The organism is Streptomyces sp. NBC_00285 (assembly GCF_036174265.1).
Lineage (GTDB): Bacteria > Actinomycetota > Actinomycetes > Streptomycetales > Streptomycetaceae > Streptomyces.
This window is the reverse complement of the sequence record NZ_CP108055.1, coordinates 6,215,330-6,235,399: the sequence shown is the minus strand read 5'-3', so window position 1 is coordinate 6,235,399 and position 20,070 is coordinate 6,215,330. Positions and strand designations below refer to the sequence as shown.

Here is a 20,070-nt window from a genome sequence, read left to right as displayed (position 1 = left end):
CGCTGGATATCCCAGCAGACCGATTTCAGCAGGGGGATTCTTTTCATGCACATGAGAGCCAAGGTCATAACGACGATCGCGGCAGGGCTGCTGGCCGCCGCGGGAATGTCCGCACCGACCGCCGCGGCGGCGACGTCCACCGACCGGGACGCCCGCACAGCCGCATCCGACCGGATCGCCGCCAACACGTGGGTCTACACGTGGACCAGCGCGAACATCCGCAGCTGTGCCTCGACCAACTGCAGCATCAACTACTCGGTCCCCGCCAACTACCAGCTCAGCGCCATCTGCTGGGCACACGGTCAGTATGTGAACCAGAACGGCGTCGCCCACGACAAGTGGGTCCTGCTCGGCTCGGGCTCGAGCTGGATCTGGGGCGGCCTGCTGAAGGGGAACCAGACGGGCAACGTGCCCAACGAGTGCTGAACCCCGTCTGAACCAGCAGGCGCCGAACAGGCACTTCGACACCCGGGACAAGCGACTCGTCGCATCACGTCGCATCACGAAGGCCACCAGCTGCGTCCGCACCCGACCGGGGCTCCGCTGGTGGCCTTTTCGTGTGCTCGCAGTGCTCGCACCAGGTGTCGAACCGTGCGCCGATCAAGGCGAAAGCTGACCGAACTCGCACCACACGGCCTTCCCGAGCGCCCGCTCCCGCACCCCCCACGTGTCACTCAGCGCGGCGACGAGCAGCAGCCCCCGCCCGCCCTCGTCCGCGTCGTGGACGATGCGCGGCACACCGGGCCCGCTGTCGTGCACCTCCACGACCAGCGTCCGCCCGTCGAACCGAAGACATCGCCCCCACCCTCCAGGTCACCCCCGCCACCTGGGCCGCCTTCACCGCCGCCCTGAAGTAAGGGACGTCGCCCAACTCGCCCTCGCCGACCACGTGCCCCACGCCGACGTCGACCTGTACGCCGTCGGTCTCCCCCTCGTGCCCGGCACCCAACGCCCCGCGCGGGCGGCCCTGGTGGACGGGATCGCCGTATGGCAGGACCCCGCCGGCGGGCCGTGGACGTGTCCGGTGGGCCGGTGCCCCGGCTGAACACCTGTTGTCAGTGGCGGCACTTACAGTCACTGGCATGGCGACTCTTCCCAACTCGCTGCCCACGCTGGCGACAGACCCGAGCGGGCGTTCCCTCGGACTCGGGCTCCCGCTCGGGAGACTGATCGACGCGACCGACGACGGCCCGTGGCACGAACCGCTGCTGTGGCACGCCGAGTACGGCGCGTCATCCGGCGCGTGGACCGCGCTGGGCACACCGGCCGCGCGAACCGGGCTGCTGCCCGTGCTGATAGACGTCGGCGGCACCCAGGGCGGGCCCGCGGAGTGGGAGTTGATGCCCGGGGAGATGTCGTATCCCGGGGACCACGACCCTGAGGAGGTGCTGGCGGGCTTCTGGGAGGAGTACGCCGCCGACGAGCTCGACGCCGACGAGGAGTTCCCCGGCGAGACCTGGCCCGGCCTGGCCGACGCCCCCGCCTCCCTCCCCGCCGACCCCGACACCCGGGCCGCGGAGACCGCCAACGCGCTCCTCGACGAGGGGACCTGGTTCAAGGACCCACGCCTCGCCCTGGTCCCGGCCCGGCGCAGCGCGGACATCCCGGCGGCGATCGGCTGGACGGGCCCGCTGAACCACGAGAACGACGTGGCGCGCCTGTGCGCGGTGCTCCGCTCCTGGGAGGACCGTTTCGGCATACGGGTCGTCGCCCTCGGTTTCGACCGTCTGGTGGTGTCGGTCGCCGCCCCGCCGACCACGAGGGAGGTCGCGGAGGCCGTCGCCGCCGAACACTTCGCGTTCTGCCCGGACAACATGACCGCGAGCCTGCGCGAGTACGCCGAACACCAGGTGCTGGGCCAACGCTTCTGGTCCTTCTGGTGGGACTGACCGGCCCGGGGAAGCACCCGAGGCAAGCAAGGCAAACCAGAGGTCTCCCATAAGCAAATTCCCTTTCAAGTCACGCCCTCCCGTATCGACTGACTGAATTCGCCACTAAACTCCCTTCTCGTTTGCGGTCTTTAACAGGGGGAGGGCGCTCAGCATGCCGGACGGTTTCTCCGTGGACCTCGGCGCACTGCGCAAGGCCGCCTCCGGGATCAGCACCACTCTGGACGCGATGGCCACCAAGAAGGTGAGCGACATCGACGCTCCCAAGGACGCCTTCGGACACGATGACCTGGCCTCGGCGATCGTCGACTTCACCGACCGGTGGAACATCGGCGTCTCCCACCTGGCCACCGACGGCGCCGAGGTCTCCGACCGGCTGAACCACTGCGTCCAGAACTACGAGGCGGCCGAGCAGCACATCCAGCTCTCCACCGAGGGCGTTCTACGGTCCTCGTCCGGCACCGACCCGGGGGCGTCCTGATGGCCGCCGGGCTCGGCGGGACGTCGGATCCCCGAGAGCTCGTCCCCGGTTCACCGGACGCGCTGACCACGACCGCCCAGTCCCTGCTGGCCTACGGTGACGTCCTCATCGAGGCCGGCGAAGGGCTCGCGAAGATCGACACCGAGAACGGCTGGAGCGGCCCTGCCGGCGACGCCTTCCGCGACCGTTTCCACGGCCAGCCGACCCGCTGGGTCGAGGCGGGCAACAACTTCCACGCCGCCGCGAACGCCCTGTACGACTACATCGCCACCCTGCGCGCGGCCCAGCAACACGCGGGCGATGCCATCACCCAGTACGCGCGCGGCGATTCGGCGACCGCGACCGCCAAGAACGCCCATGGCCAGCACCCCGACACCCCCTTCACGGACCCCGGCGAAGCCGACCGTGGCGCCGCCCAGGGCACCCTCGACACGGCCCGCGGCACCGTGGACACCGCCGGGCACACCGCGGCCGCGCTGGTGAAGAAGGCCACCGAGTCCGCCCCGGAGCGCCCGGGATTCTGGTCCAAGGTCGGCGACGTCCTCGGCGACGTGGGCGAGGGCCTGCTGGACGGCGGCAAGACCGTCGTCAACGACCTCGCCTCGTTCGGGAACGCCATGGTCCAGCACCCGGGCGACAGCGCGGCGATGCTCGGCGGCATGCTCCTGGCCGGGGTCAGCGCGGGCGGTGAAGGTCTCGGCGTGGCCCTGGACGCCACCGGGGTCGGTGCCATCGCCGGCGTACCCCTCAACGTCGTGTCCGCCGCCGGGATCGCCACGGGCGTCGGCCTGGCGGGCGCCGGCGCGGTGGACCTGGCCCAGCACGCGGGAAGCGACTCCGCGGTCGAACCACTGCGGATGAACAGCGAAGGGTCCGGTGCCGGCGGCTCCTCGCAGCAGCAGGCGTCCGAGCTGATCAAGAACGGCCAGAAGTACGAGGGCACGGGTACCGGCTCCGGCCGCGGCGGCCTCAAGCTTCCGAAGGACAACGGTCCCAAGAACGGGACCATGTACAAGACCGATCCGCAGACAGGCGAGGTGACCAGCTACTCCACCTACGATTCCGAAGGCCGCGCCTTGAAGCGGGTGGACTTGGAGGGGGCCTCGCACAACGGGGTGGAGACACCGCATGTCGTAGAAATGGTGCACAATACCAACCCCAAGACCGGTCAAGTCTTCGTGGGTGAGTCGAAGGACGTGCGCACCGCGTTCCCCTGGGAGATCCCGTGAGCAGCATCAAACCGTCGTGGTCCGAGCGTGTGCTGCCGGCTTTCTTCAAGAAATGGCGGACCGACTGGAAGAACGAGGATCTCGACCCGGACAACTACCTCGACTTCGAGGGCGGCCTTCGGTTCGTGCTGGCCGCGGCCTGGCTGTTCTGCCCCGAAACGGTCGAGTACCGCGGCTGCGTGTTCCTCAAGGAACGCTTCCGCCAGAGCACTGTCGACGACTGGTTCACGAAGCTGGGTGACGATCGAAATCGCATTGAAGTCGTCGTCAATCATGTCGAGTTGTGGGGCACCTTCAACAACACCGACCTGACGGACGACGACAATCTCGGTGAGGAACTGCCCCAACTCGCCTTGGCGCTCGGAGAGTGCTGGCAGGGAATCCTCTCCTCGCGCTACCCGGATCTCGAGATCACCGTCGAGGTGAGTGACGAGGAGGACGGCGCCTACGGTCCGACCGTGACCTTCTGGACCTCCCCGGCCGAATCGCCCTTCGGCTAGTACGACAGGCAAGGACAGGTAAGTCACCACCGTGGAAATGCTGCATCTGCGCTATTTCGTGGCCGTCGCCGAGGAACTGAACTTCACCGCCGCAGCGCGCAGACTGCACATGTCGACGCCGCCACTGAGCCAGCGGATCAAGGACCTCGAGCACGAGGTCGGGCACCGGCTCTTCGACCGCAGCACCCACCACGTCCGGCTCACCCCGGCCGGTACGACCCTGCTGCCGATCGCCCGGGATGTACTGGAACAGGTCAACTCCATCCCGTGGCGGCTGGGCGAGGCGACGCGGCCGCAGCGCATGACGGCGTTCCTGGGCATGCCCGAGGGCGTCCACCCCGACCTGCGGGAGCGGGTCAACGCCCTCACCGAGCGGGTGCGGGAGCGGTTCGAGATCAAGCGCTGGCCCGGCGCCACCGCCGACCTGGTCACCGCGGTGCGCGACGGCCGCCTCGCGCTGACGCTGGCCCGGCTCCCGGTGGCCGGTCCCGCGCTGGAGCAGCTGACGGTGATGTCGGAGCGGCTCGGCGCGGTCGTACCGGCGGACCGGTTCGCCGGGCGGGAGGCGATCGCGCTGGCCGAGCTGACCGACCTCCCCTACGCCGCCTCGCCCTCGGAGATCACTCCCGCGTATTTCGACCAGCTCGACCGTCAGCTGGCGGAGCTCGGGGTGAAGAAACGCATAAAGCTCACCAACACGGGATTCGGGGCGTCCGCCGAGGTGATTTCCTCCGGTCTCGCGTTCTCCATTTCGATGCTGGACGCGAAAAGCCCGATAAACGGTTATCGAATGGAGAACGTGGCCGTTCTGCCCTTCACGGATTTCCACCCGCGTCTGGAGACCGCGCTGCTCTGGAACCGTGAGCGTGCCGACGCGGACTCCGGTGACCTGGCAGAACTCGTCGATGCCGCCCGCGAGATCTTCGCTGAGCCCCTGCATAATTAGCGTCCACAAACGGTATGACCGCTGTGGTCATACCGTCGTTCGCATCATGATCATTCCGTTTCTTTCCCTTCGCTACTAGCTTCGTATTCAGGCAACGAAGCAAGTCCCGAAAGGACGAACGATGACGGACACCAACACCCCCACCGGCCCCCTGGACGGTGTGCGCGTGATCGACCTCTCGACCGTCGTGATGGGCCCCTACGCCGCCCAGATCCTCGGAGACCTCGGCGCCGACGTGATCAAGATCGAGTCGCCCGCGGACACCGTCCGCGTCGGCCAGTACCGCACCACGCCCGGCATGACCCCGCTCAACCTCAACGTCAACCGCAACAAGCGCAGCGTCTCGCTCAACCTCAAGGACGACGCCGAGCGCGCTCAGGCCCTGGACCTGATCGACACCGCGGACGTGCTCATCACCAACATGCGCCCGAACGCCCTCGGCCGCCTGGGCCTGACGTACGACGACGTCGCCTCGCGCAACCCGGGCCTGGTCTACGCACACGCCCAGGGTTTCCGCAGCGACTCCGACCGGGCCGGTGACGCCGCCTACGACGAGACCGTGCAGGCCTCCTCCGGCCTCGTCGACATCGCCGACCGCGCCCTGGGCGAGCCGGTGTACCTGCCGACCATCCTCGGCGACAAGGTGTCCTCCCTGACCATCGCCTACAGCGTGCTCGCCGCGCTGCTGCACCGGAACACCACAGGTCAGGGCCAGCACGTCGAGATCCCGATGACGGACACGCTCATCGCGTTCAACCTGGTCGAGCACCTCTCCGGGCACGTCTACGAGCCGGCGCAGGGCACCACGGGCTTCCCCCTGTCGATGACGAAGGGCCACCGGGCCGTCCGTACGAAGGACGGTCTCGCCTGTGTGATTCCCTACAACCCGCAGAACTTCCGCGACTTCTTCGCCGCCGCGGGCCGTGCCGACCTGGCCGACGACCCGCGCGTCAACGGCGAGGCCATCGCCACCGGCGACCACGAAGGCCTGGCCGCCCTGATCGAGGAGTGCGCCCCGGCGCTGACCACCGCCGAGTGGACCGAGGTGTGCTCCAAGCACAGCATCCCGATGGCCCCGGTGCTGGAGCTGGACCGCGCGCACGAGGACGAGTACGTCCGCGACGGCCATCTCCTCGACACCGTCGAGCACCCGACCGAGGGCGCGATCCGGACCGTGGGCATCCCGGTGCGCTTCTCCGCCACGCCCGGCTCGATCCGCCGTCTGGCGCCCGTCGCGGGCCAGGACACCGCCGACGTCCTCGCCGAACTGGCCACCCGATAACGGAAGACGGAAGCACCCCATGAGCACCACCGACGCACGCGCCGAAGTCCGCACCGAACGCATCGGCTCGACCCTCCTGATCACCATCGACCGCCCCAGGGCGCGCAACGCCGTGAACGCCGCCGTCGCCGCGGGCCTCGCCGCCGCCCTGGACGATCTGGAAGCCGACCCCGCACTCCGCGTGGGCGTCCTGACCGGCGCGGAGGGCACCTTCAGCGCCGGCATGGACCTCAAGGCCGCCCTGCGCGGCGAGTCCCCCGAGATCGAGGGCCGGGGCTTCGGCGGCCTCACCGAGACCACGCTGACCAAGCCGCTGATCGCCGCCGTGGAGGGCTGGGCCATGGGCGGCGGGTTCGAACTCGCCCTGGGCTGCGACCTGATCGTGGCCGCCGAGGACGCGCGGTTCGGCCTCCCCGAGGTCAAGCGCGGCCTGATCGCCGCGGGCGGCGGAGTGATCCGGCTGCCGGGACGCATCCCGTACCACCTGGCGATGGAGTTCCTGCTGACCGGCGAACCGGTCGACGGCCGCCGGGCCGGCGAACTGGGCCTGGCCAACCGGGTCACCGGCACGGGCGAGGCCGCTGCCGTGGCCCTCCGGCTCGCCGAGCAGCTCGCGCTGAACGCCCCGCTCGCACTGGCCGCGGTCAAGCAGATCGTGCGCGCCGCCGACGGTGTGCCCGAGGCCGACGCCTTCGCCGTACAGCGCGAGGAGATGGCCGACCTGACGGCCTCGGCGGACGTCCGCGAGGGCATGACCGCCTTCGCCGAGCGCCGCGCACCGCGGTGGACGGGCAAATGACATGAGGATCGAAGACGTACGGCAGCACGTGGTCACCCCGCTGACCGGCCCGGCGTTCCCGCCGGTGGTCCCGAGGTTCACCGACCGCGAGTACCTCAACATCGTCTACCGCACCGACGCCGACGCGCTGCGCGCCGTGGTCCCCGAACCCCTGCGCGTCGACGAGCCGTTGGTCCGCTTCGAGGTCATGAAGATGGGCGACGTCAGCGGCTACGGCCCCTACACCGAGTCCGGCCAGGCCATCCCGGTGACCCTCGACGGCGAACGCGGCGAGTATCTGCACGCCATGTACCTCGACAACTTCCCGGCGACCGCGTCGGGCCGCGAGGTCAGCGCGTATCCGAAGACGATCGCCGCGCCGAGCCTGTACGTCGACCACGGCACGCTGGTCGGCACCCTCGACCACGGTTCGCTGCGGGTCGCCACCGCGACCATGGGCTACAAGCACCACGAGCTGGACCGCCGCGAGGCCGAGGCGCAGATCACCGTGCCGACCTTCATGCTCAAGACGATCGTCGGCTACGACGGTTCGCCCCGGGTACAGGAACTCGTCCGCACCGAGATCACCGACATCGCGGTCAAGTGGGCCTACACCGGCCCCGCGAGGCTCCAGCTCTTCCAGCACGTCCTCGCCCCGCTGGCCGACCTGCCGGTCCTGGAGATCGTCTCCGCGAGCCACATCCTCACCGACCTGACCCTCGCCCCGGTCAAGCCGGTCTACGACTACCTGGAAGGAAGGGCGTCATGACACACGACTTCCGTACGGCCGCCGTGATCGGCGCCGGCACCATCGGCCTCTCCTGGACGACCCTCTTCGCCGCCCACGGCCTCACCGTCCACGTGACCGACCCCCGCCCCGACCTCGCCGAAGCCGTCGACGCGGCCCTGGCCGACTTCGCCCCGCACCTCGCGGCCCGGGGCCTGGACGTCGAGGGTCTCGCCGAGCGGGTGCACATCGCGGCCGACGTGAGCGAGGCGGTCCGGGACGCGGACGTCGTCCAGGAGAACGGCCCGGAGCGGGTCGAGTTCAAGAAGGACCTGTTCGCCACGCTGGTCCGCGAGGCGCCGAAGCACGCACTCCTCCTGAGCTCGTCCTCGGCGATCCCCTCGACCGACTTCACCACGGACCTGGCCCGGGAGGACGCCGGCCGGATCCTCATCGGCCACCCCTTCAACCCGCCGCACCTGATCCCCCTGGTCGAGGTCGTCCCCGGCGAACGCACCACCGAGCAAGCCGTCCAGGCCGCCGTCGACTTCTACACCCGCCTCGGCCGCACCCCGGTCGTCGAGCGCAAGGAGATCCCCGGCTTCGTCGGCAACCGCCTCCAGAACGCCCTCAACCGCGAGGCGATCTACCTCGTCGAGCAGGGCGTGGTGACCCCCGAGGGCCTCGACAAGGTGATGACGAACTCCCTCGGCATCCGCTGGTCGACGGTGGGCCCGTTCCTCGGCTCGCACCTGGGCGGCGGCCCCGGCGGCTACCGGCACCTCGTCGAGCACATCGGCGCGGCGATGGGACAGGTGTGGGCGACCCTCGGCACCCCGTCCCAGACCCCCGAGGAGAAGGAACGGCTCATCACGGCCGTAGAAGACGCCTACGGCTCCTCCACGTACTCGGAACTCACCGAGACGCGCGACCGCAGGCAACTGGCCGTCCTGGCCGCACTGGACACCGCGAACAAGGAGGAGAACTGAGATGACCACCACCGTCGAACCCCTCGAAGACCAGCTGATCTCCGACTTCTACGACTACGAGGCCCTGCTCCCCGACGAGGAGCGCAAGATCCTCCTCAAGGCCCGCACCCTCATGCGGGACGAGGTCAAGCCGCTGGTGAACGAGAACTGGGGCAACGGCACCTTCCCCAGGGAGCTCATCGGCATCTTCCGCGAGAGCGGCCTGGCCGGACTGCCCTACGAGGGCTACGGCGAACACCGCCCCGCCGTCAGCAACCTGCTCAACGGGATGCTGGCGATGGAGATGAGCCGTACCGACGCCTCGGTGGCCACCTTCTTCGGCGTCCACAACGGACTGGCGATGTACTCGATCCACTCCGGCGGCGACCAGGAGCAGCGCGACCGCTGGCTGCCCGGGATGGCCGCGATGGACAAGATCGGCGCGTTCGCCATGACCGAACCGCTCGGCGGCTCCGACGTCGCCGGCGGTATGCGCACCACCGCCGAGCGCGACGGCGACACCTGGATCCTCAACGGCGCCAAGAAGTGGATCGGCAACGCGACCTTCGCGGATTACGTCGTCGTGTGGGCCCGGGACGTCGACGACAACCACGTCAAGGGCTTCGTCGTCGAGAAGGGCACGCCGGGCTTCGTACCGACGAAGATCGAGGGCCAGGTCGCCTTCCGGATCGTGGAGAACGCCGAGATCACCCTGACCGACGTCCGCGTCCCGGAGGCGAACCGCCTCCAGAACATCAACTCGTTCCGTGACGTCGCCGAGATCCTGCGCGCCACCCGCGGCGGAGTCGCCTGGCAGGCGCTGGGCGTGATGATCGGCGCCTACGAACTCGCCCTGGACTACGCCAAGGAGCGCAGGCAGTTCGGCCGCCCGATCGCCCGGTTCCAGCTGGTGCAGGACCTGCTGGTGAAGAGCCTCGGCAACATCACCGCCTCCTGGGGCATGCTGGTCCAGCTGGCCCGCCTCCAGGACGCCGGGATCTTCCGCGACGAGCACTCCTCGCTGGCCAAGGCGTTCGTCACCTCGCGGATGCGGGAGGTCGTCGCCTGGAGCCGGGAGATCTTCGGCGGCAACGGCATCGTTCTGGACTACGACATCGCCCGCTTCTTCACCGACGCCGAGGCGATCTACTCCTTCGAGGGCACCCGCGAGATGAACACCCTGATCGTCGGCAAGGCGATCACCGGGGAGAGCGCCTTCGTCTGAGCCCCCTCGCCGCCTCCCGCACGGGCCGTGCCTCTCAGCGAGGCACGGCCCCGCCCCGCAGCCCCTCCCCCAGCCTGCGCAGTCCCTCCCCGATCTCCGGCGGCGTCTGCGTCACGAAGCACAGCCGCAGGGTCGAGCGGTCGGGCTCACCGGCGTAGAAGGGGGCGCCCGGCACGTAGGCGACATCCCGGCGCACGACCTGTGCGAGCAGCGCGGTCGTGTCGTACGACGACGGAAGGCGCGCCCAGAGGAACATGCCGCCCTCGGGCCGGGTCCAGGCCGACCCCTCGGGCAGGGCGTCGGCCAGCCCCGCGAGCATGGCGTCCCGGCGCTCCCGGTACACGGCCGCGACCCCTGCCACGTGCGCGTCGAGGTCCCGGTCCGCCAAGTACCGTGCGGCGGCGAGCTGGTTGACGGTCGGGGTGTGCAGATCGGCGGCCTGCTTGGCGACCGCGCAGGCCCGCCGCAGCTCGCCCGGGGCCCGCAGCCAGCCGAGCCGCAGCCCGGGAGCCATGACCTTGGAGAAGGACCCGAGCAGGACGACCCGGTCGTGGGCCTCCTCGTGGGAGGCGATCCACGGCACCCGCTCGCCCTCGAAGCGGAGTTCGCCGTACGGGTCGTCCTCGACGATCCACAGGCCGCACCGCGCGGCCACGGAGGCGACGGCGCTCCGGCGCTCGGCGGACATGGTCCGTCCGGTCGGGTTCTGGAAGGTGGGCACGGTGTAGAGCAGCTTGGGCCGCTCCCGCACGACGAGTTCCTCCAGTGCCTCGGGGTCCGGCCCCTCCTCGTCCCCCGGCACGGCCACCACCCGCGCCCCGGCGAACCCGAAGGCCTGAAGTGCGGCCAGATAGCAGGGGCTCTCGACGAGGACCGTGTCCCCGGGCTCCAGCAGCGCGGTGGCGAGCAGCGAAAGGGCCTGCTGCGAGCCGGTGGTGACGAGGACGTCGTCGGCGCCCGTGCTCAGCCCACGAGCGGACATCCTGGCCGCCAGGGCCGTCAGCAGCACGGGCTCGCCCTCGGTCGTCGAGTACTGGAGCGCCCGCGAGGGCGTCTCCTGCAGCACCGCCCGAAAGGCGTCCGCGATGCCCTGCGCGTCGAACAGCTCCGGCGCCGGCAGCCCGCCCGCGAAGTTGATGACCTCGGGGCGGGCGGTGACGGCGAGGATGTCCCGTACGGGCGACCCTCCGACCGCTCGGGCCCGGGCGGCGAGCGGCGGCACGGAGGCGAACGCGGGCACGGTCATGGACACGGCTCCTTCAACTGCGACGACGGGACGACTGGATGCCGCGCAGCCTAGGGAACCGAGTGCCGCCTACAAGTACCTTTCCGCGATACGGACCCCGGGCGCCCGCTCCTCAGCTCTTCGTGCCGGTGGCCGCGTAGACGTTGATGTCGTCGTCCGTGACGTCGTTGATGTCGCGGTAGCGGATCTTCTCGATGTCGTCGAGGGACTCGAAGTCCTCCGCGTCGATGGCGGGCGGCTCGGGCGCCGGGCCGGGGTGCCACAGATGGGCGGGGACGACCCCGGGCTCGTCCAGCGTGACACCGGGCGCCTCGGCGAAGAACCGCTCCACCTCCGCCCTGGACCGGAACACGAAGGTGAACCCGCGCTCGGTGTACGTCCGCTGGACCGCGCGGGTCGGCTCGGGGTGCATCTCGTCGGTCAGGTGGCTGAGCACGAGCCGGCTCCCGGCCGGCAGCGCCTCCACCAGTTCCCGCACGATCGGGAAGGCCTCCTCGTCCTCGACGAAGTGCAGGATCGCGACCAGGCACAGCGCGATGGGCCGGTCGAAGTCCAGGGTCTTGGCGGCCTGTTCGATGATCTGCGCGGGGCTCTTGAAGTCGGCGTCGATGTAGTCCGTACGCCCCTCGGGGCCGCTCGTGAGCAGCGCACGCGCGTGTGCCAGCACCACGGGGTCGTTGTCGACGTACACGACCCGGGAGTCGGGCCGGATGCGCTGGGCGATCTGGTGGACGTTCTCGGCGGTGGGCAGCCCGGTGCCGACGTCGAGGAACTGCCGGATCCCGTCCCGCTCGGCCAGCCTGTCGACGGCCCGGCGCATGAAGTCGCGGTTGTGGCGTACGTCGAGGTAGCCGCGCGGGTTGGCGGCGAGCGCGGCGGCGGCGGCCTCACGGTCGGCGGGGTAGTTGTCCTTGCCGCCGAGGAAGACGTCGTAGACGCGGGCCGGATGCGCCCTGGTGGTGTCGATCCTCTTGGCCAGTTCGGCCGGGTCCTGGCTCAGCGCGTCACCGGACATGGGCGTCTCCCCCTGTGCATCGGTCCTTCAACGGACAACCACCGCGATGGTCAACAACCTAACTCGCGGGGGCAGTTGATGGTGCCCGGTGCCCGACATGCCCTGTCCCGCGTCCCGCGCCGGACAGGTGGGACGAAAGGACCGGGCAGGTCAGGACGGCTCACGCGCGGAAGACGTCCCGAATCCGCCGCCAGGGCTGGCTCACGCCACCACCTCTCCCGCAGCCTGTTCCCATGCCCACCCGCCGCCGCAACCCCAGCCGCCGCACGACGACCGCCCTCGCCCTCGCGGCCCTCCTCGTGCTCCCCGCGCTGACGGGGTGCGACGACGGCCAGGGCGTACGCGACGAGGGCCCGGCCACGAACAGGGCGGCCGCCGTCACCGCCCCGGAACACCAGAAAGCCGCCCGGCACTGACCGGGCGGCCTCGGAGAAGAGCTACGGCGTCACGCGTACGTGGGGGCGATGGCCTTCGGGTTGGGGCCGTACTTGTTGTCGCCCGGCTCACCGTCGAGGACGGAGAACACGAACAGGGTGATACCGCCGACGAGCGGAACGAGCCCGAACAGGATCCACCAGCCACTGCGGCCCGTGTCGTGCAGACGGCGCGCGGTGACGCCCAGGCCGGGCAGCAGGAAGGCGAGGTAGGGGATGGCCACGATCCACGACTGCTTGGTGACGGCGCCGAGGATGAGGAACACGACGTAGATGATCCCGGCGAACAGGGCGAACATCCAGTATTCCTTGCGGCGCGCACGCCCGCTGAAGACCGCGTACTTCTTGAGAGCTTCGATGAACCAGGTCATGGTGGTGTCCCCCCAGAGATCGCCGTTCGGAACCATTCCGAATGGATCAGGCCAGGCGCAGAAGATATGGAGGATGTCGGGAACTCGTCAATTCGACGGATGTAAGCGATTCATCAAGTCGAACGCCCGTCACAGCCCGACAAATCCACCATATTCAGGCGCACATTCCGGACGGAACACTAGAAGATCACCGAGTGAAGCGGGCGCTGTTATCCGGACGTTGGCCGGTTCGAGCCCGGGCCGTGTCCGGACCGAGCTCGAAACGTTGCCGCAACCCGCCGTCCGGTGGTGCCGTCAGGCGAGCTTCTGAGCCACTTCGGTCGCCCAGTAGGTGAGGATGTTTCGCGCCCCGGCCCGCTTGATCCCGGTCAGCGCCTCCAAGATCGCCCGGTCGCGGTCGATCCAGCCCCGCTCTGCGGCGGCCTCGATCATCGAGTACTCACCGGAGATCTGATAGGCGACGACCGGCACGTCCACGGCGTCGGCGACCCGGGCGAGGATGTCGAGGTAGGGCCCGGCCGGCTTGACCATCACCATGTCGGCGCCCTCCTCCAGATCGAGGGCGAGCTCACGCAGCGACTCCCGTACGTTCGCGGGATCCTGCTGATAGGTCTTGCGGTCGCCCTGCAACGAGGACCCGACGGCCTCCCGGAACGGGCCGTAGAACGCGGACGCGTACTTCACCGTGTACGCGAGGATCGCGACGTCCTCCCGCCCGATCTGGTCGAGGGCGTCCCGGACGACACCGATCTGCCCGTCCATCATCCCGCTGGGCCCCACGACATGGGCGCCCGCGTCGGCCTGCACCTGCGCCATCTCGGCGTACCGCTCCAGGGTGGCGTCGTTGTCGACACGCCCCTGGTCGTCCAGCACCCCGCAGTGCCCGTGATCGGTGGTCTCGTCGAGACACAGGTCGGACATCACGAGCAACTCGTCACCGACCTCGGCCCGCACGTCCCGGATGGCGACCTGGAGAATTCCGTCGGGGTCCGTGCCCGGTGTCCCGAGCGCGTCCTTCTTCGACTCCTCCGGCACCCCGAACAGCATGATCCCGGACACCCCGGCCGCGACGGCCTCCGCGGCGGCCTTCTTCAGACTGTCCCGGGTGTGCTGCACGACCCCGGGCATCGCCGAGATCGGCACGGGCTCACTCACCCCTTCCCGTACGAACGCCGGAAGGATGAGGTCAGCGGGGTGCAGCCGGGTCTCGGCCACCATGCGCCGCATGACGGGGCTGGTCCGCAACCGCCGCGGCCGCGAGCCGGGAAAGGATCCGTACTTCGACATGCCGTCTACGCTACGCCCGCCCCCGGGGCCACTTTGCCGACGCCTCGTCGGAAGCGGCGCCCCCACCGGTGGGGGCTGGTCGCGCGGTTCCCGCGCCCCTGGGGGCTTGCAGTCACGCGCGCCACGAGGACACCCCCCACCCCGTCCCCGCCCCACCCACCGAACCGAAACAGGCCGCCGCAGGCATATAAGGGGCGCGGGGAACTGCGCAAAAAACGCCCGCCCCCGCCAACCCGCACAGGCCGCCGCAGGCACCCAAGGGGCGCGGGGAACGGCGCGACCACCCCACCGAACCCGCACCGGCCCCGGCACCCCCTACGTAGTAGACCTCCGCCGCCGAGCCCCCGGCCGCCGCTCGCTAGGCCGAGTCACCGGATCCCCGGCCTCAACCGCCGCGGCACGCCGCTTCAGCCCGAAGTCGGCCAGCGCCTCCGCCAGCTTGTGCACGGACGGCTCGGGAGCCATCACGTCCACCCGCAGCCCGTGCTCCTCGGCCGTCTTCGCGGTGGCGGGACCGATACACGCGATCACGGTCACGTTGTGCGGCTTCCCGGCGATACCGACCAGGTTGCGCACGGTGGAGGACGACGTGAAGAGCACGGCGTCGAAACCGCCTCCCTTGATCGCCTCCCGCGTCTCCGCCGGCGGCGGCGAGGCCCGCACGGTCCGGTAGGCGGTGACGTCGTCGACCTCCCACCCGAGCTCGATGAGCCCGGCGACCAGCGTCTCGGTGGCGATGTCGGCCCGCGGCAGGAACACCCGGTCGATCGGGTCGAAGACCGGGTCGTACGGCGGCCAGTCCTCAAGAAGACCCGCGGCCGACTGCTCACCGCTCGGCACCAGATCGGGCTTCACACCGAAGGCGATCAACGCCTTGGCGGTCTGCTCGCCCACCGCCGCGACCTTGATCCCGGCGAAGGCACGGGCGTCGAGCCCGTACTCCTCGAACTTCTCCCGGACGGCCTTGACGGCGTTGACCGAGGTGAAGGCGATCCACTCGTAGCGCCCGGTCACCAGCCCCTTGACCGCCCGCTCCATCTGCTGAGGCGTGCGCGGCGGCTCGACGGCGATCGTCGGCACCTCGTGCGGCACGGCCCCGTAGGACCGCAACTGGTCGGAGAGCGACGCCGACTGCTCCTTGGTGCGCGGCACGAGAACCTTCCAGCCGAACAGCGGCTTGTTCTCGAACCACGACAGCTGGTCGCGCTGCGCGGCGGCGGACCGCTCACCGACCACGGCTATCACCGGCCGGCCGCCCTCGGGCGAGGGCAGCACCTTGGCCTGCTTCAGCGTCTGGGCGATGGTCCCGAGGGTCGCGGTCCACGTCCGCTGCCGTGTGGTCGTACCGGCGACGGTGACCGTCATCGGCGTATCGGGCTTGCGCCCGGCCGCGACCAGCTCACCGGCGGCGGCGCCCACGGTGTCCAGGGTCGTCGACACGACCACGGTCCCGTCCGACGCCCCCACCTCCGTCCAGCACCGGTCGGAGGCCGTGCGCGCGTCCATGAACCGCACGTCCGCGCCCTGTGCGTCCCGCAGCGGCACACCGGCGTAGGCGGGTACACCCACGGCGGCGGCCACACCGGGCACGACCTCGAAGGGCACGCCCGCACGGACGCAGGCCAGCATCTCCTCGGCGGCGTACGCGTCGAGCCCGGGGTCCCCGGACACCGCACGTACGACCCGCCTGCCGCCCCGCGCGGCCTCCATGACAAGATGTGCGGCATCCCGCACCACGGGGACAGCAGCGGTTGTTGACGAACCGTCAACGACTGTCAGTTGGGGCGCGCCCGTGCCCGGAACCGGAGTCGGCGGATAACCCGTCGGAATCTCCGAGTCCGTGTTCACGACGGCGACGCCCGAGCGAGCGTGGCCGCGTACGACGTCGAGCACTTCGTGCCCGGCGACGAGAACGTCCGCGTTCGTGAGCGCCTCGACGGCGCGCAGAGTCAGCAGTCCCGGATCTCCGGGTCCGGCACCCAGGAAGGTGACGTGCCCGTGTTCAGGACCGGAGGGAAAGGTGGTGGGGCTCACTGTGCTCGCTCCCCCATCAGACCGGCCGCGCCCTGGGCAAGCATCTCGGCCGCTAGTTCACGGCCGAGCGCCATTGCTTGGTCGTACGTCTCGGGCACGGGACCGGTGGTGGACAACTGCACCATGCGTGAGCCGTCGGTCGTGCCGACGACGCCCCGCAGGCGCATTTCCTTGACAATCTGCCCGTCGGCCAGCAGGTCGGCGAGCGCGCCCACAGGGGCGGAGCAGCCGGCCTCCAGGGCGGCGAGCAGTGACCGTTCGGCGGTCACGGCGACCCGCGTGAACGGGTCGTCGAGCTCGCCGAGCGCTGCGATCAGGTCCGCGTTGTCCGCGGTGCACTCGATCGCCAGTGCTCCCTGGCCGGGAGCGGGCAAAACTGTGTCGACCGAAAGGAAATCGGTCACTTCGTCGATACGGCCGATGCGTTGGAGTCCTGCAGCGGCCAGCACCACCGCATCCAGTTCACCATCGCGTACGAACCGTACCCGGGTGTCGATGTTCCCCCGGATCGCAACCGTCTCGATATCAAGTCCATGTGCACGGGCATACGCATTCAGCTGCGCCATGCGCCGGGGCGAACCGGTACCGATGCGGGCACCGCGGGGCAGGTCGGTGAACTTCAGGGCGTCCCGGGCGACGAGGACATCACGCGGGTCCTCGCGCTCGGGGACCGCGACCAGTGCCAGTTCGTCCGGCTGCCCGGTCGGCAGGTCCTTCAGCGAATGGACCGCGAAGTCGATCTCGCCCTTGAGCAGGGACTCCCGCAGCGTGGTCACGAACACGCCCGTGCCGCCGATCTGCGCGAGCGCCTCCCTGGACACATCGCCGTACGTGGTGATCTCCACGAGTTCGACGGGCCGCCCGGTGAGCCGGCTCACGGCGTCCGCCACCTGCCCGGACTGGGCCATGGCGAGTCTGCTCCGCCTGGTCCCGAGCCGTAGCGTGCCTCGTTCCTGCTCCCGCGTCCGGGGCACCTCGTCCGGTGGTGAGAGCCCGATCGTGCTCAGCCCCTCGGGCCTGCGCGCGCTCGACGTCTCACCTCCGGCGCGCCCTTGCGGCTTACGCGCGACACTCATGACGAGCCTCGGTCTTTCTCATCGGTGGTGCTGTCCTCGGCGCGGGAGACGGCGGCCACCGTCTCGGGGTCGAGGTCGAACAGGGTCCGCAGCGCGTCCGCGTACCCGGCACCGCCGGGCTCGGCCGCGAGTTGCTTGACCCGTACGGTCGGCGCGTGCAGCAGCTTGTCGACCACGCGCCGTACGGTCTGCGTGATCTCGCTGCGCTGCTTGTCGTCGAGCCCGGGAAGCCGCCCGTCGAGCCGGGCGATCTCACCGGCGACGACATCGGCGGCCATGGTCCGCAGGGCCACGACGGTGGGTGTGATGTGCGCGGCCCTGAGCGCGGCCCCGAAGGCGGCGACCTCGTCGGCGACGATACGGCGGACCTCGTCGACGTCGGCCGCCATGGCGCCCGCGGACGGGGTACGCGGATCGGATCCGGTCGCCGAGGACTCGGCGAGGGACTCGATGTCGACGAGCCGCACCCCGGCCAGCCGGTGCACGGCGGCGTCGATGTCCCGGGGCATGGCGAGGTCGAGCAGGAAGAGCGAGGGGGTCGGCCGCGGGATCTCGGCGACGGGCTCGGGCCTGCGCCGCTCGGGGACCCGCCCGATGACCGCGGCGGTGGCCGCGAGCGCCGCGATGGCGTCGGCCTCCTCAACGGGGTCGAGCACGGTCACGGCAGGGCCGGAGCTCTGCGGCCGGGGGGCGTTGTCCACCCAGGCCGCGTGCTGCTCCAGCTCGGCGGCCCCCATCCCGGCGACGGCTGCTTCCCCGAGCACCGAGAAACCGGTGGTGGCCTGTATGGGGGCCAGGTCGAGCGGACAGTTCTCCTCGGCCTCGGAGCCCGCGGGCAGCCGTGTGGCCTGGGCGGTCCCGGATCCGAAGCGGGGCGGCATCTCGCCGGGCTGCGTGGCCCATCCCCGGCCCGCACCAGCCTCCAGCACGGCCTCGGCGGTCAGTACGAGCCCGGTCGCGCCCGTACAGGACACGGCGACATCGGCACGTGTCAGCTCGTCCGGCACCGAGTGCATCGGTACCGCGCGGGCCGACACGTCCCCGCCCTCGTTGAGGATCTCCGCGAGCCGCTCGGCCCGGTCGGCGGTCCGGTTGGCGATCACGATCTCCGCGACCCCGGCCCGCGCCAGCGTCGCCGCGGCCAGCGAGGACATCGACCCGGCCCCGATGACCAGCGCCCGCTTGCCCCGGGCCCAGTCCGACACCTGCGTACCGAGAGCGAGTTGCTCCAGCCCGAAGGTGACGAGCGACTGCCCGGCCCGGTCGATCCCGGTCTCGGAGTGCGCCCGCTTGCCGACCCGCAGCGCCTGCTGGAACAGGTCGTTCAGCAGCCGCCCGGCAGTGTGCAGCTCCTGTGCCCGGGCGAGCGAGTCCTTGATCTGGCCGAGGATCTGCCCCTCCCCGACGACCATGGAGTCGAGCCCGCAGGCCACGGAGAAGAGGTGGTGGACGGCCCGGTCCTCGTAGTGCACGTACAGATAGGGCGTGAGCTCGTCGAGGCCCACCCCGCTGTGCTGGGCGAGCAGCGTGGACAGCTCGGCCACGCCCGCGTGGAACTTGTCCACGTCGGCGTAGAGCTCGATGCGGTTGCAGGTGGCGAGCACCGCGGCCTCCGCGGCGGGCTCGGCGCCGACCGTGTCCTGGAGCAGCTTCACCTGCGCGTCGGCATGCAGCGCCGCCCGCTCCAGCACGCTGACCGGCGCGCTGCGGTGACTCAGCCCGACGACGAGGAGACTCATGCCGGCATCACGGCGGGTACGTCCCCGTCGGGCCCTTTGTCGGCGGACTCGTCGCGCGCCGCGGCGGCCGCGGCGGCGTTCTCGGCGGCCTCCTCACCGGCCTTGCGCTGCTCGTGGAAGGCGAGGATCTGCAGCTCGATCGAGAGGTCGACCTTACGCACGTCGACGCCGTCCGGGACGGTCAGCACGGTCGGCGCGAAGTTCAGGATGGACGTCACACCGGCGGCCACGAGGCGGTCGCAGACCGGCTGGGCGGCACCGGCGGGGGTGGCGATGACACCGATGGACACGCCGTTGTCCTCGATGATCTTTTCCAGGTCGTCCGAGTGCTGCACCGGGATCCCCGCGACCGGCTTCCCGGCCATGGCCGGATCGGCGTCGATCAGCGCGGCGACCCGGAATCCACGGGACGCGAAACCGCCGTAGTTGGCGAGCGCGGCACCGAGGTTGCCGATCCCGACGATCACGACCGGCCAGTCCTGGGTGAGCCCCAGCTCACGCGAGATCTGGTAGACGAGATACTCGACGTCGTAGCCGACACCGCGGGTTCCGTAAGAACCCAGGTAGGAGAAGTCCTTGCGCAGCTTCGCGGAGTTGACCCCCGCGGCGGCCGCGAGTTCCTCGGAGGAGACCGTGGGCACCGAGCGCTCCGACAGCGCGGTCAGGGCTCGTAGGTACAGCGGAAGCCGGGCGACGGTGGCCTCGGGAATCCCTCGGCTACGGGTCGCCGGTCGGTGAGTTCGGCCAGTTGCCACGGTGCTCCTGCGGGTAGAGCGGGGCTGTAGGCGGTCACACGTCCCCGGACCGCCCCGTCGAATGCAGGCTATGTCTTTGTGAACGCGT

Annotated in this window: 21 protein-coding genes and 1 pseudogene; 13 read left to right on the top strand and 9 right to left on the bottom strand. The window is 70.3% G+C overall.

Annotation, left to right across the window (positions count from 1 at the left end; translation table 11 throughout):
- Window positions 1–45: 45 nt before the first annotated feature.
- Window positions 46–426 carry a hypothetical protein gene (locus OHT57_RS28935; RefSeq protein ID WP_328749468.1) on the top strand — a complete coding sequence of 127 codons (381 nt, stop codon included), beginning with the start codon at window positions 46–48 and terminating at the stop codon, window positions 424–426.
- A gap of 174 nt (window positions 427–600) precedes the next feature.
- On the opposite strand, the pseudogene OHT57_RS28930 reads toward OHT57_RS28935, so the two are convergent.
- A pseudogene (locus OHT57_RS28930) lies at window positions 601–792 on the bottom strand (ATP-binding protein); the annotation flags it as partial.
- Window positions 793–889: 97 nt separating this feature from the next.
- On the opposite strand from OHT57_RS28930, the gene OHT57_RS28925 reads away from it, so the two are divergent.
- The 11 genes from OHT57_RS28925 to OHT57_RS28875 all read left to right on the top strand — a co-directional run bounded on the left by OHT57_RS28925 (window position 890) and on the right by OHT57_RS28875 (window position 10,025).
- Window positions 890–1,045, top strand: a complete 156-nt coding sequence (locus OHT57_RS28925; protein ID WP_328749467.1) for a hypothetical protein — start codon at window positions 890–892, stop codon at window positions 1,043–1,045.
- A gap of 37 nt (window positions 1,046–1,082) precedes the next feature.
- Window positions 1,083–1,889: a DUF4253 domain-containing protein gene (locus OHT57_RS28920; RefSeq protein WP_328749465.1), complete on the top strand. Its 807-nt coding sequence runs from the start codon at window positions 1,083–1,085 to the stop codon at window positions 1,887–1,889.
- A 154-nt stretch (window positions 1,890–2,043) separates the two neighbouring features.
- Window positions 2,044–2,370 (top strand): hypothetical protein, encoded by a 327-nt coding sequence (locus OHT57_RS28915; RefSeq protein ID WP_328749464.1) that lies wholly within the window; start codon window positions 2,044–2,046, stop codon window positions 2,368–2,370.
- On the top strand, window positions 2,370–3,599 hold the full coding sequence (locus OHT57_RS28910; RefSeq protein WP_328749463.1) for a putative T7SS-secreted protein: 1,230 nt from the start codon (window positions 2,370–2,372) through the stop codon (window positions 3,597–3,599). The genes OHT57_RS28915 and OHT57_RS28910 overlap by 1 nt, the downstream gene beginning before the upstream one ends.
- Entirely contained in the window at window positions 3,596–4,099 is a 504-nt protein-coding gene (locus tag OHT57_RS28905; protein ID WP_328749462.1) for a hypothetical protein, read from the top strand. The genes OHT57_RS28910 and OHT57_RS28905 overlap by 4 nt, the downstream gene beginning before the upstream one ends.
- Window positions 4,100–4,136: 37 nt before the next feature.
- Complete coding sequence (locus OHT57_RS28900; protein ID WP_328753356.1) at window positions 4,137–5,045, top strand: LysR family transcriptional regulator; 909 nt, start codon at window positions 4,137–4,139, stop codon at window positions 5,043–5,045.
- A 121-nt stretch (window positions 5,046–5,166) separates the two neighbouring features.
- Window positions 5,167–6,327, top strand: coding sequence for a CaiB/BaiF CoA transferase family protein (locus OHT57_RS28895; RefSeq protein ID WP_328749461.1), 1,161 nt, complete (start codon window positions 5,167–5,169; stop codon window positions 6,325–6,327).
- A 19-nt stretch (window positions 6,328–6,346) separates the two neighbouring features.
- The gene (locus tag OHT57_RS28890; RefSeq protein ID WP_328749459.1) at window positions 6,347–7,126 is read left to right on the top strand and encodes a crotonase/enoyl-CoA hydratase family protein; all 780 of its coding nucleotides are present in this window, start codon (window positions 6,347–6,349) and stop codon (window positions 7,124–7,126) included.
- A gap of 1 nt (window position 7,127) precedes the next feature.
- A complete protein-coding gene (locus OHT57_RS28885) occupies window positions 7,128–7,874 on the top strand; it encodes an acetoacetate decarboxylase (RefSeq protein ID WP_328749458.1) in 747 nt (248 codons plus the stop codon).
- The gene (locus OHT57_RS28880) at window positions 7,871–8,821 is read left to right on the top strand and encodes a 3-hydroxyacyl-CoA dehydrogenase NAD-binding domain-containing protein (RefSeq protein ID WP_328749457.1); all 951 of its coding nucleotides are present in this window, start codon (window positions 7,871–7,873) and stop codon (window positions 8,819–8,821) included. The genes OHT57_RS28885 and OHT57_RS28880 overlap by 4 nt, the downstream gene beginning before the upstream one ends.
- 1 nt (window position 8,822) lies before the next feature.
- Window positions 8,823–10,025 carry an acyl-CoA dehydrogenase family protein gene (locus OHT57_RS28875; RefSeq protein WP_328749455.1) on the top strand — a complete coding sequence of 401 codons (1,203 nt, stop codon included), beginning with the start codon at window positions 8,823–8,825 and terminating at the stop codon, window positions 10,023–10,025.
- Between the two features lie 34 nt (window positions 10,026–10,059).
- Here the strand turns inward: OHT57_RS28875 and OHT57_RS28870 are convergent, their stop codons facing one another.
- Together OHT57_RS28870 and OHT57_RS28865 are read right to left on the bottom strand one after the other, a co-directional pair.
- On the bottom strand, window positions 10,060–11,271 hold the full coding sequence (locus OHT57_RS28870; RefSeq protein ID WP_328749454.1) for an aminotransferase-like domain-containing protein: 1,212 nt from the start codon (window positions 11,269–11,271) through the stop codon (window positions 10,060–10,062).
- A 112-nt stretch (window positions 11,272–11,383) separates the two neighbouring features.
- Window positions 11,384–12,286 (bottom strand): SAM-dependent methyltransferase, encoded by a 903-nt coding sequence (locus OHT57_RS28865; RefSeq protein WP_328749453.1) that lies wholly within the window; start codon window positions 12,284–12,286, stop codon window positions 11,384–11,386.
- A 233-nt stretch (window positions 12,287–12,519) separates the two neighbouring features.
- On the opposite strand from OHT57_RS28865, the gene OHT57_RS28860 reads away from it, so the two are divergent.
- A complete protein-coding gene (locus OHT57_RS28860; protein WP_328749452.1) occupies window positions 12,520–12,702 on the top strand; it encodes a hypothetical protein in 183 nt (60 codons plus the stop codon).
- A gap of 29 nt (window positions 12,703–12,731) precedes the next feature.
- Here the strand turns inward: OHT57_RS28860 and OHT57_RS28855 are convergent, their stop codons facing one another.
- The 6 genes from OHT57_RS28855 to OHT57_RS28830 form a co-directional block, all read right to left on the bottom strand.
- The gene (locus tag OHT57_RS28855; RefSeq protein WP_328749451.1) at window positions 12,732–13,091 is read right to left on the bottom strand and encodes a DUF805 domain-containing protein; all 360 of its coding nucleotides are present in this window, start codon (window positions 13,089–13,091) and stop codon (window positions 12,732–12,734) included.
- Between the two features lie 294 nt (window positions 13,092–13,385).
- On the bottom strand, window positions 13,386–14,378 hold the full coding sequence (gene hemB, locus OHT57_RS28850) for a porphobilinogen synthase (protein ID WP_328749449.1): 993 nt from the start codon (window positions 14,376–14,378) through the stop codon (window positions 13,386–13,388).
- 315 nt (window positions 14,379–14,693) lie between these two features.
- Window positions 14,694–16,412, bottom strand: coding sequence for a bifunctional uroporphyrinogen-III C-methyltransferase/uroporphyrinogen-III synthase (locus tag OHT57_RS28845; RefSeq protein ID WP_328749448.1), 1,719 nt, complete (start codon window positions 16,410–16,412; stop codon window positions 14,694–14,696).
- Complete coding sequence (gene hemC / locus OHT57_RS28840) at window positions 16,409–17,488, bottom strand: hydroxymethylbilane synthase (RefSeq protein WP_328749447.1); 1,080 nt, start codon at window positions 17,486–17,488, stop codon at window positions 16,409–16,411. The genes OHT57_RS28845 and hemC overlap by 4 nt, the downstream gene beginning before the upstream one ends.
- Complete coding sequence (locus tag OHT57_RS28835; protein ID WP_328749446.1) at window positions 17,485–19,227, bottom strand: glutamyl-tRNA reductase; 1,743 nt, start codon at window positions 19,225–19,227, stop codon at window positions 17,485–17,487. The genes hemC and OHT57_RS28835 overlap by 4 nt, the downstream gene beginning before the upstream one ends.
- Entirely contained in the window at window positions 19,224–19,982 is a 759-nt protein-coding gene (locus OHT57_RS28830) for a redox-sensing transcriptional repressor Rex (RefSeq protein WP_328749445.1), read from the bottom strand. The genes OHT57_RS28835 and OHT57_RS28830 overlap by 4 nt, the downstream gene beginning before the upstream one ends.
- Between the last annotated feature and the right edge of the window lie 88 nt (window positions 19,983–20,070).

Coding starts and splice junctions, on each gene's coding strand:
- OHT57_RS28935 (WP_328749468.1), top strand. CDS start 46: ATGCACATGAGAGCCAAGGTCATAACGACGATCGCGGCAGGGCTGCTG.
- OHT57_RS28920 (WP_328749465.1), top strand. CDS start 1,083: ATGGCGACTCTTCCCAACTCGCTGCCCACGCTGGCGACAGACCCGAGC.
- OHT57_RS28915 (WP_328749464.1), top strand. CDS start 2,044: ATGCCGGACGGTTTCTCCGTGGACCTCGGCGCACTGCGCAAGGCCGCC.
- OHT57_RS28910 (WP_328749463.1), top strand. CDS start 2,370: ATGGCCGCCGGGCTCGGCGGGACGTCGGATCCCCGAGAGCTCGTCCCC.
- OHT57_RS28900 (WP_328753356.1), top strand. CDS start 4,137: ATGCTGCATCTGCGCTATTTCGTGGCCGTCGCCGAGGAACTGAACTTC.
- OHT57_RS28895 (WP_328749461.1), top strand. CDS start 5,167: ATGACGGACACCAACACCCCCACCGGCCCCCTGGACGGTGTGCGCGTG.
- OHT57_RS28890 (WP_328749459.1), top strand. CDS start 6,347: ATGAGCACCACCGACGCACGCGCCGAAGTCCGCACCGAACGCATCGGC.
- OHT57_RS28885 (WP_328749458.1), top strand. CDS start 7,128: ATGAGGATCGAAGACGTACGGCAGCACGTGGTCACCCCGCTGACCGGC.
- OHT57_RS28880 (WP_328749457.1), top strand. CDS start 7,871: ATGACACACGACTTCCGTACGGCCGCCGTGATCGGCGCCGGCACCATC.
- OHT57_RS28875 (WP_328749455.1), top strand. CDS start 8,823: ATGACCACCACCGTCGAACCCCTCGAAGACCAGCTGATCTCCGACTTC.
- OHT57_RS28870 (WP_328749454.1), bottom strand. CDS start 11,271: ATGACCGTGCCCGCGTTCGCCTCCGTGCCGCCGCTCGCCGCCCGGGCC.
- OHT57_RS28865 (WP_328749453.1), bottom strand. CDS start 12,286: ATGTCCGGTGACGCGCTGAGCCAGGACCCGGCCGAACTGGCCAAGAGG.
- OHT57_RS28860 (WP_328749452.1), top strand. CDS start 12,520: ATGCCCACCCGCCGCCGCAACCCCAGCCGCCGCACGACGACCGCCCTC.
- OHT57_RS28855 (WP_328749451.1), bottom strand. CDS start 13,091: ATGACCTGGTTCATCGAAGCTCTCAAGAAGTACGCGGTCTTCAGCGGG.
- hemB (WP_328749449.1), bottom strand. CDS start 14,378: ATGTCGAAGTACGGATCCTTTCCCGGCTCGCGGCCGCGGCGGTTGCGG.
- hemC (WP_328749447.1), bottom strand. CDS start 17,488: ATGAGTGTCGCGCGTAAGCCGCAAGGGCGCGCCGGAGGTGAGACGTCG.
- OHT57_RS28835 (WP_328749446.1), bottom strand. CDS start 19,227: ATGAGTCTCCTCGTCGTCGGGCTGAGTCACCGCAGCGCGCCGGTCAGC.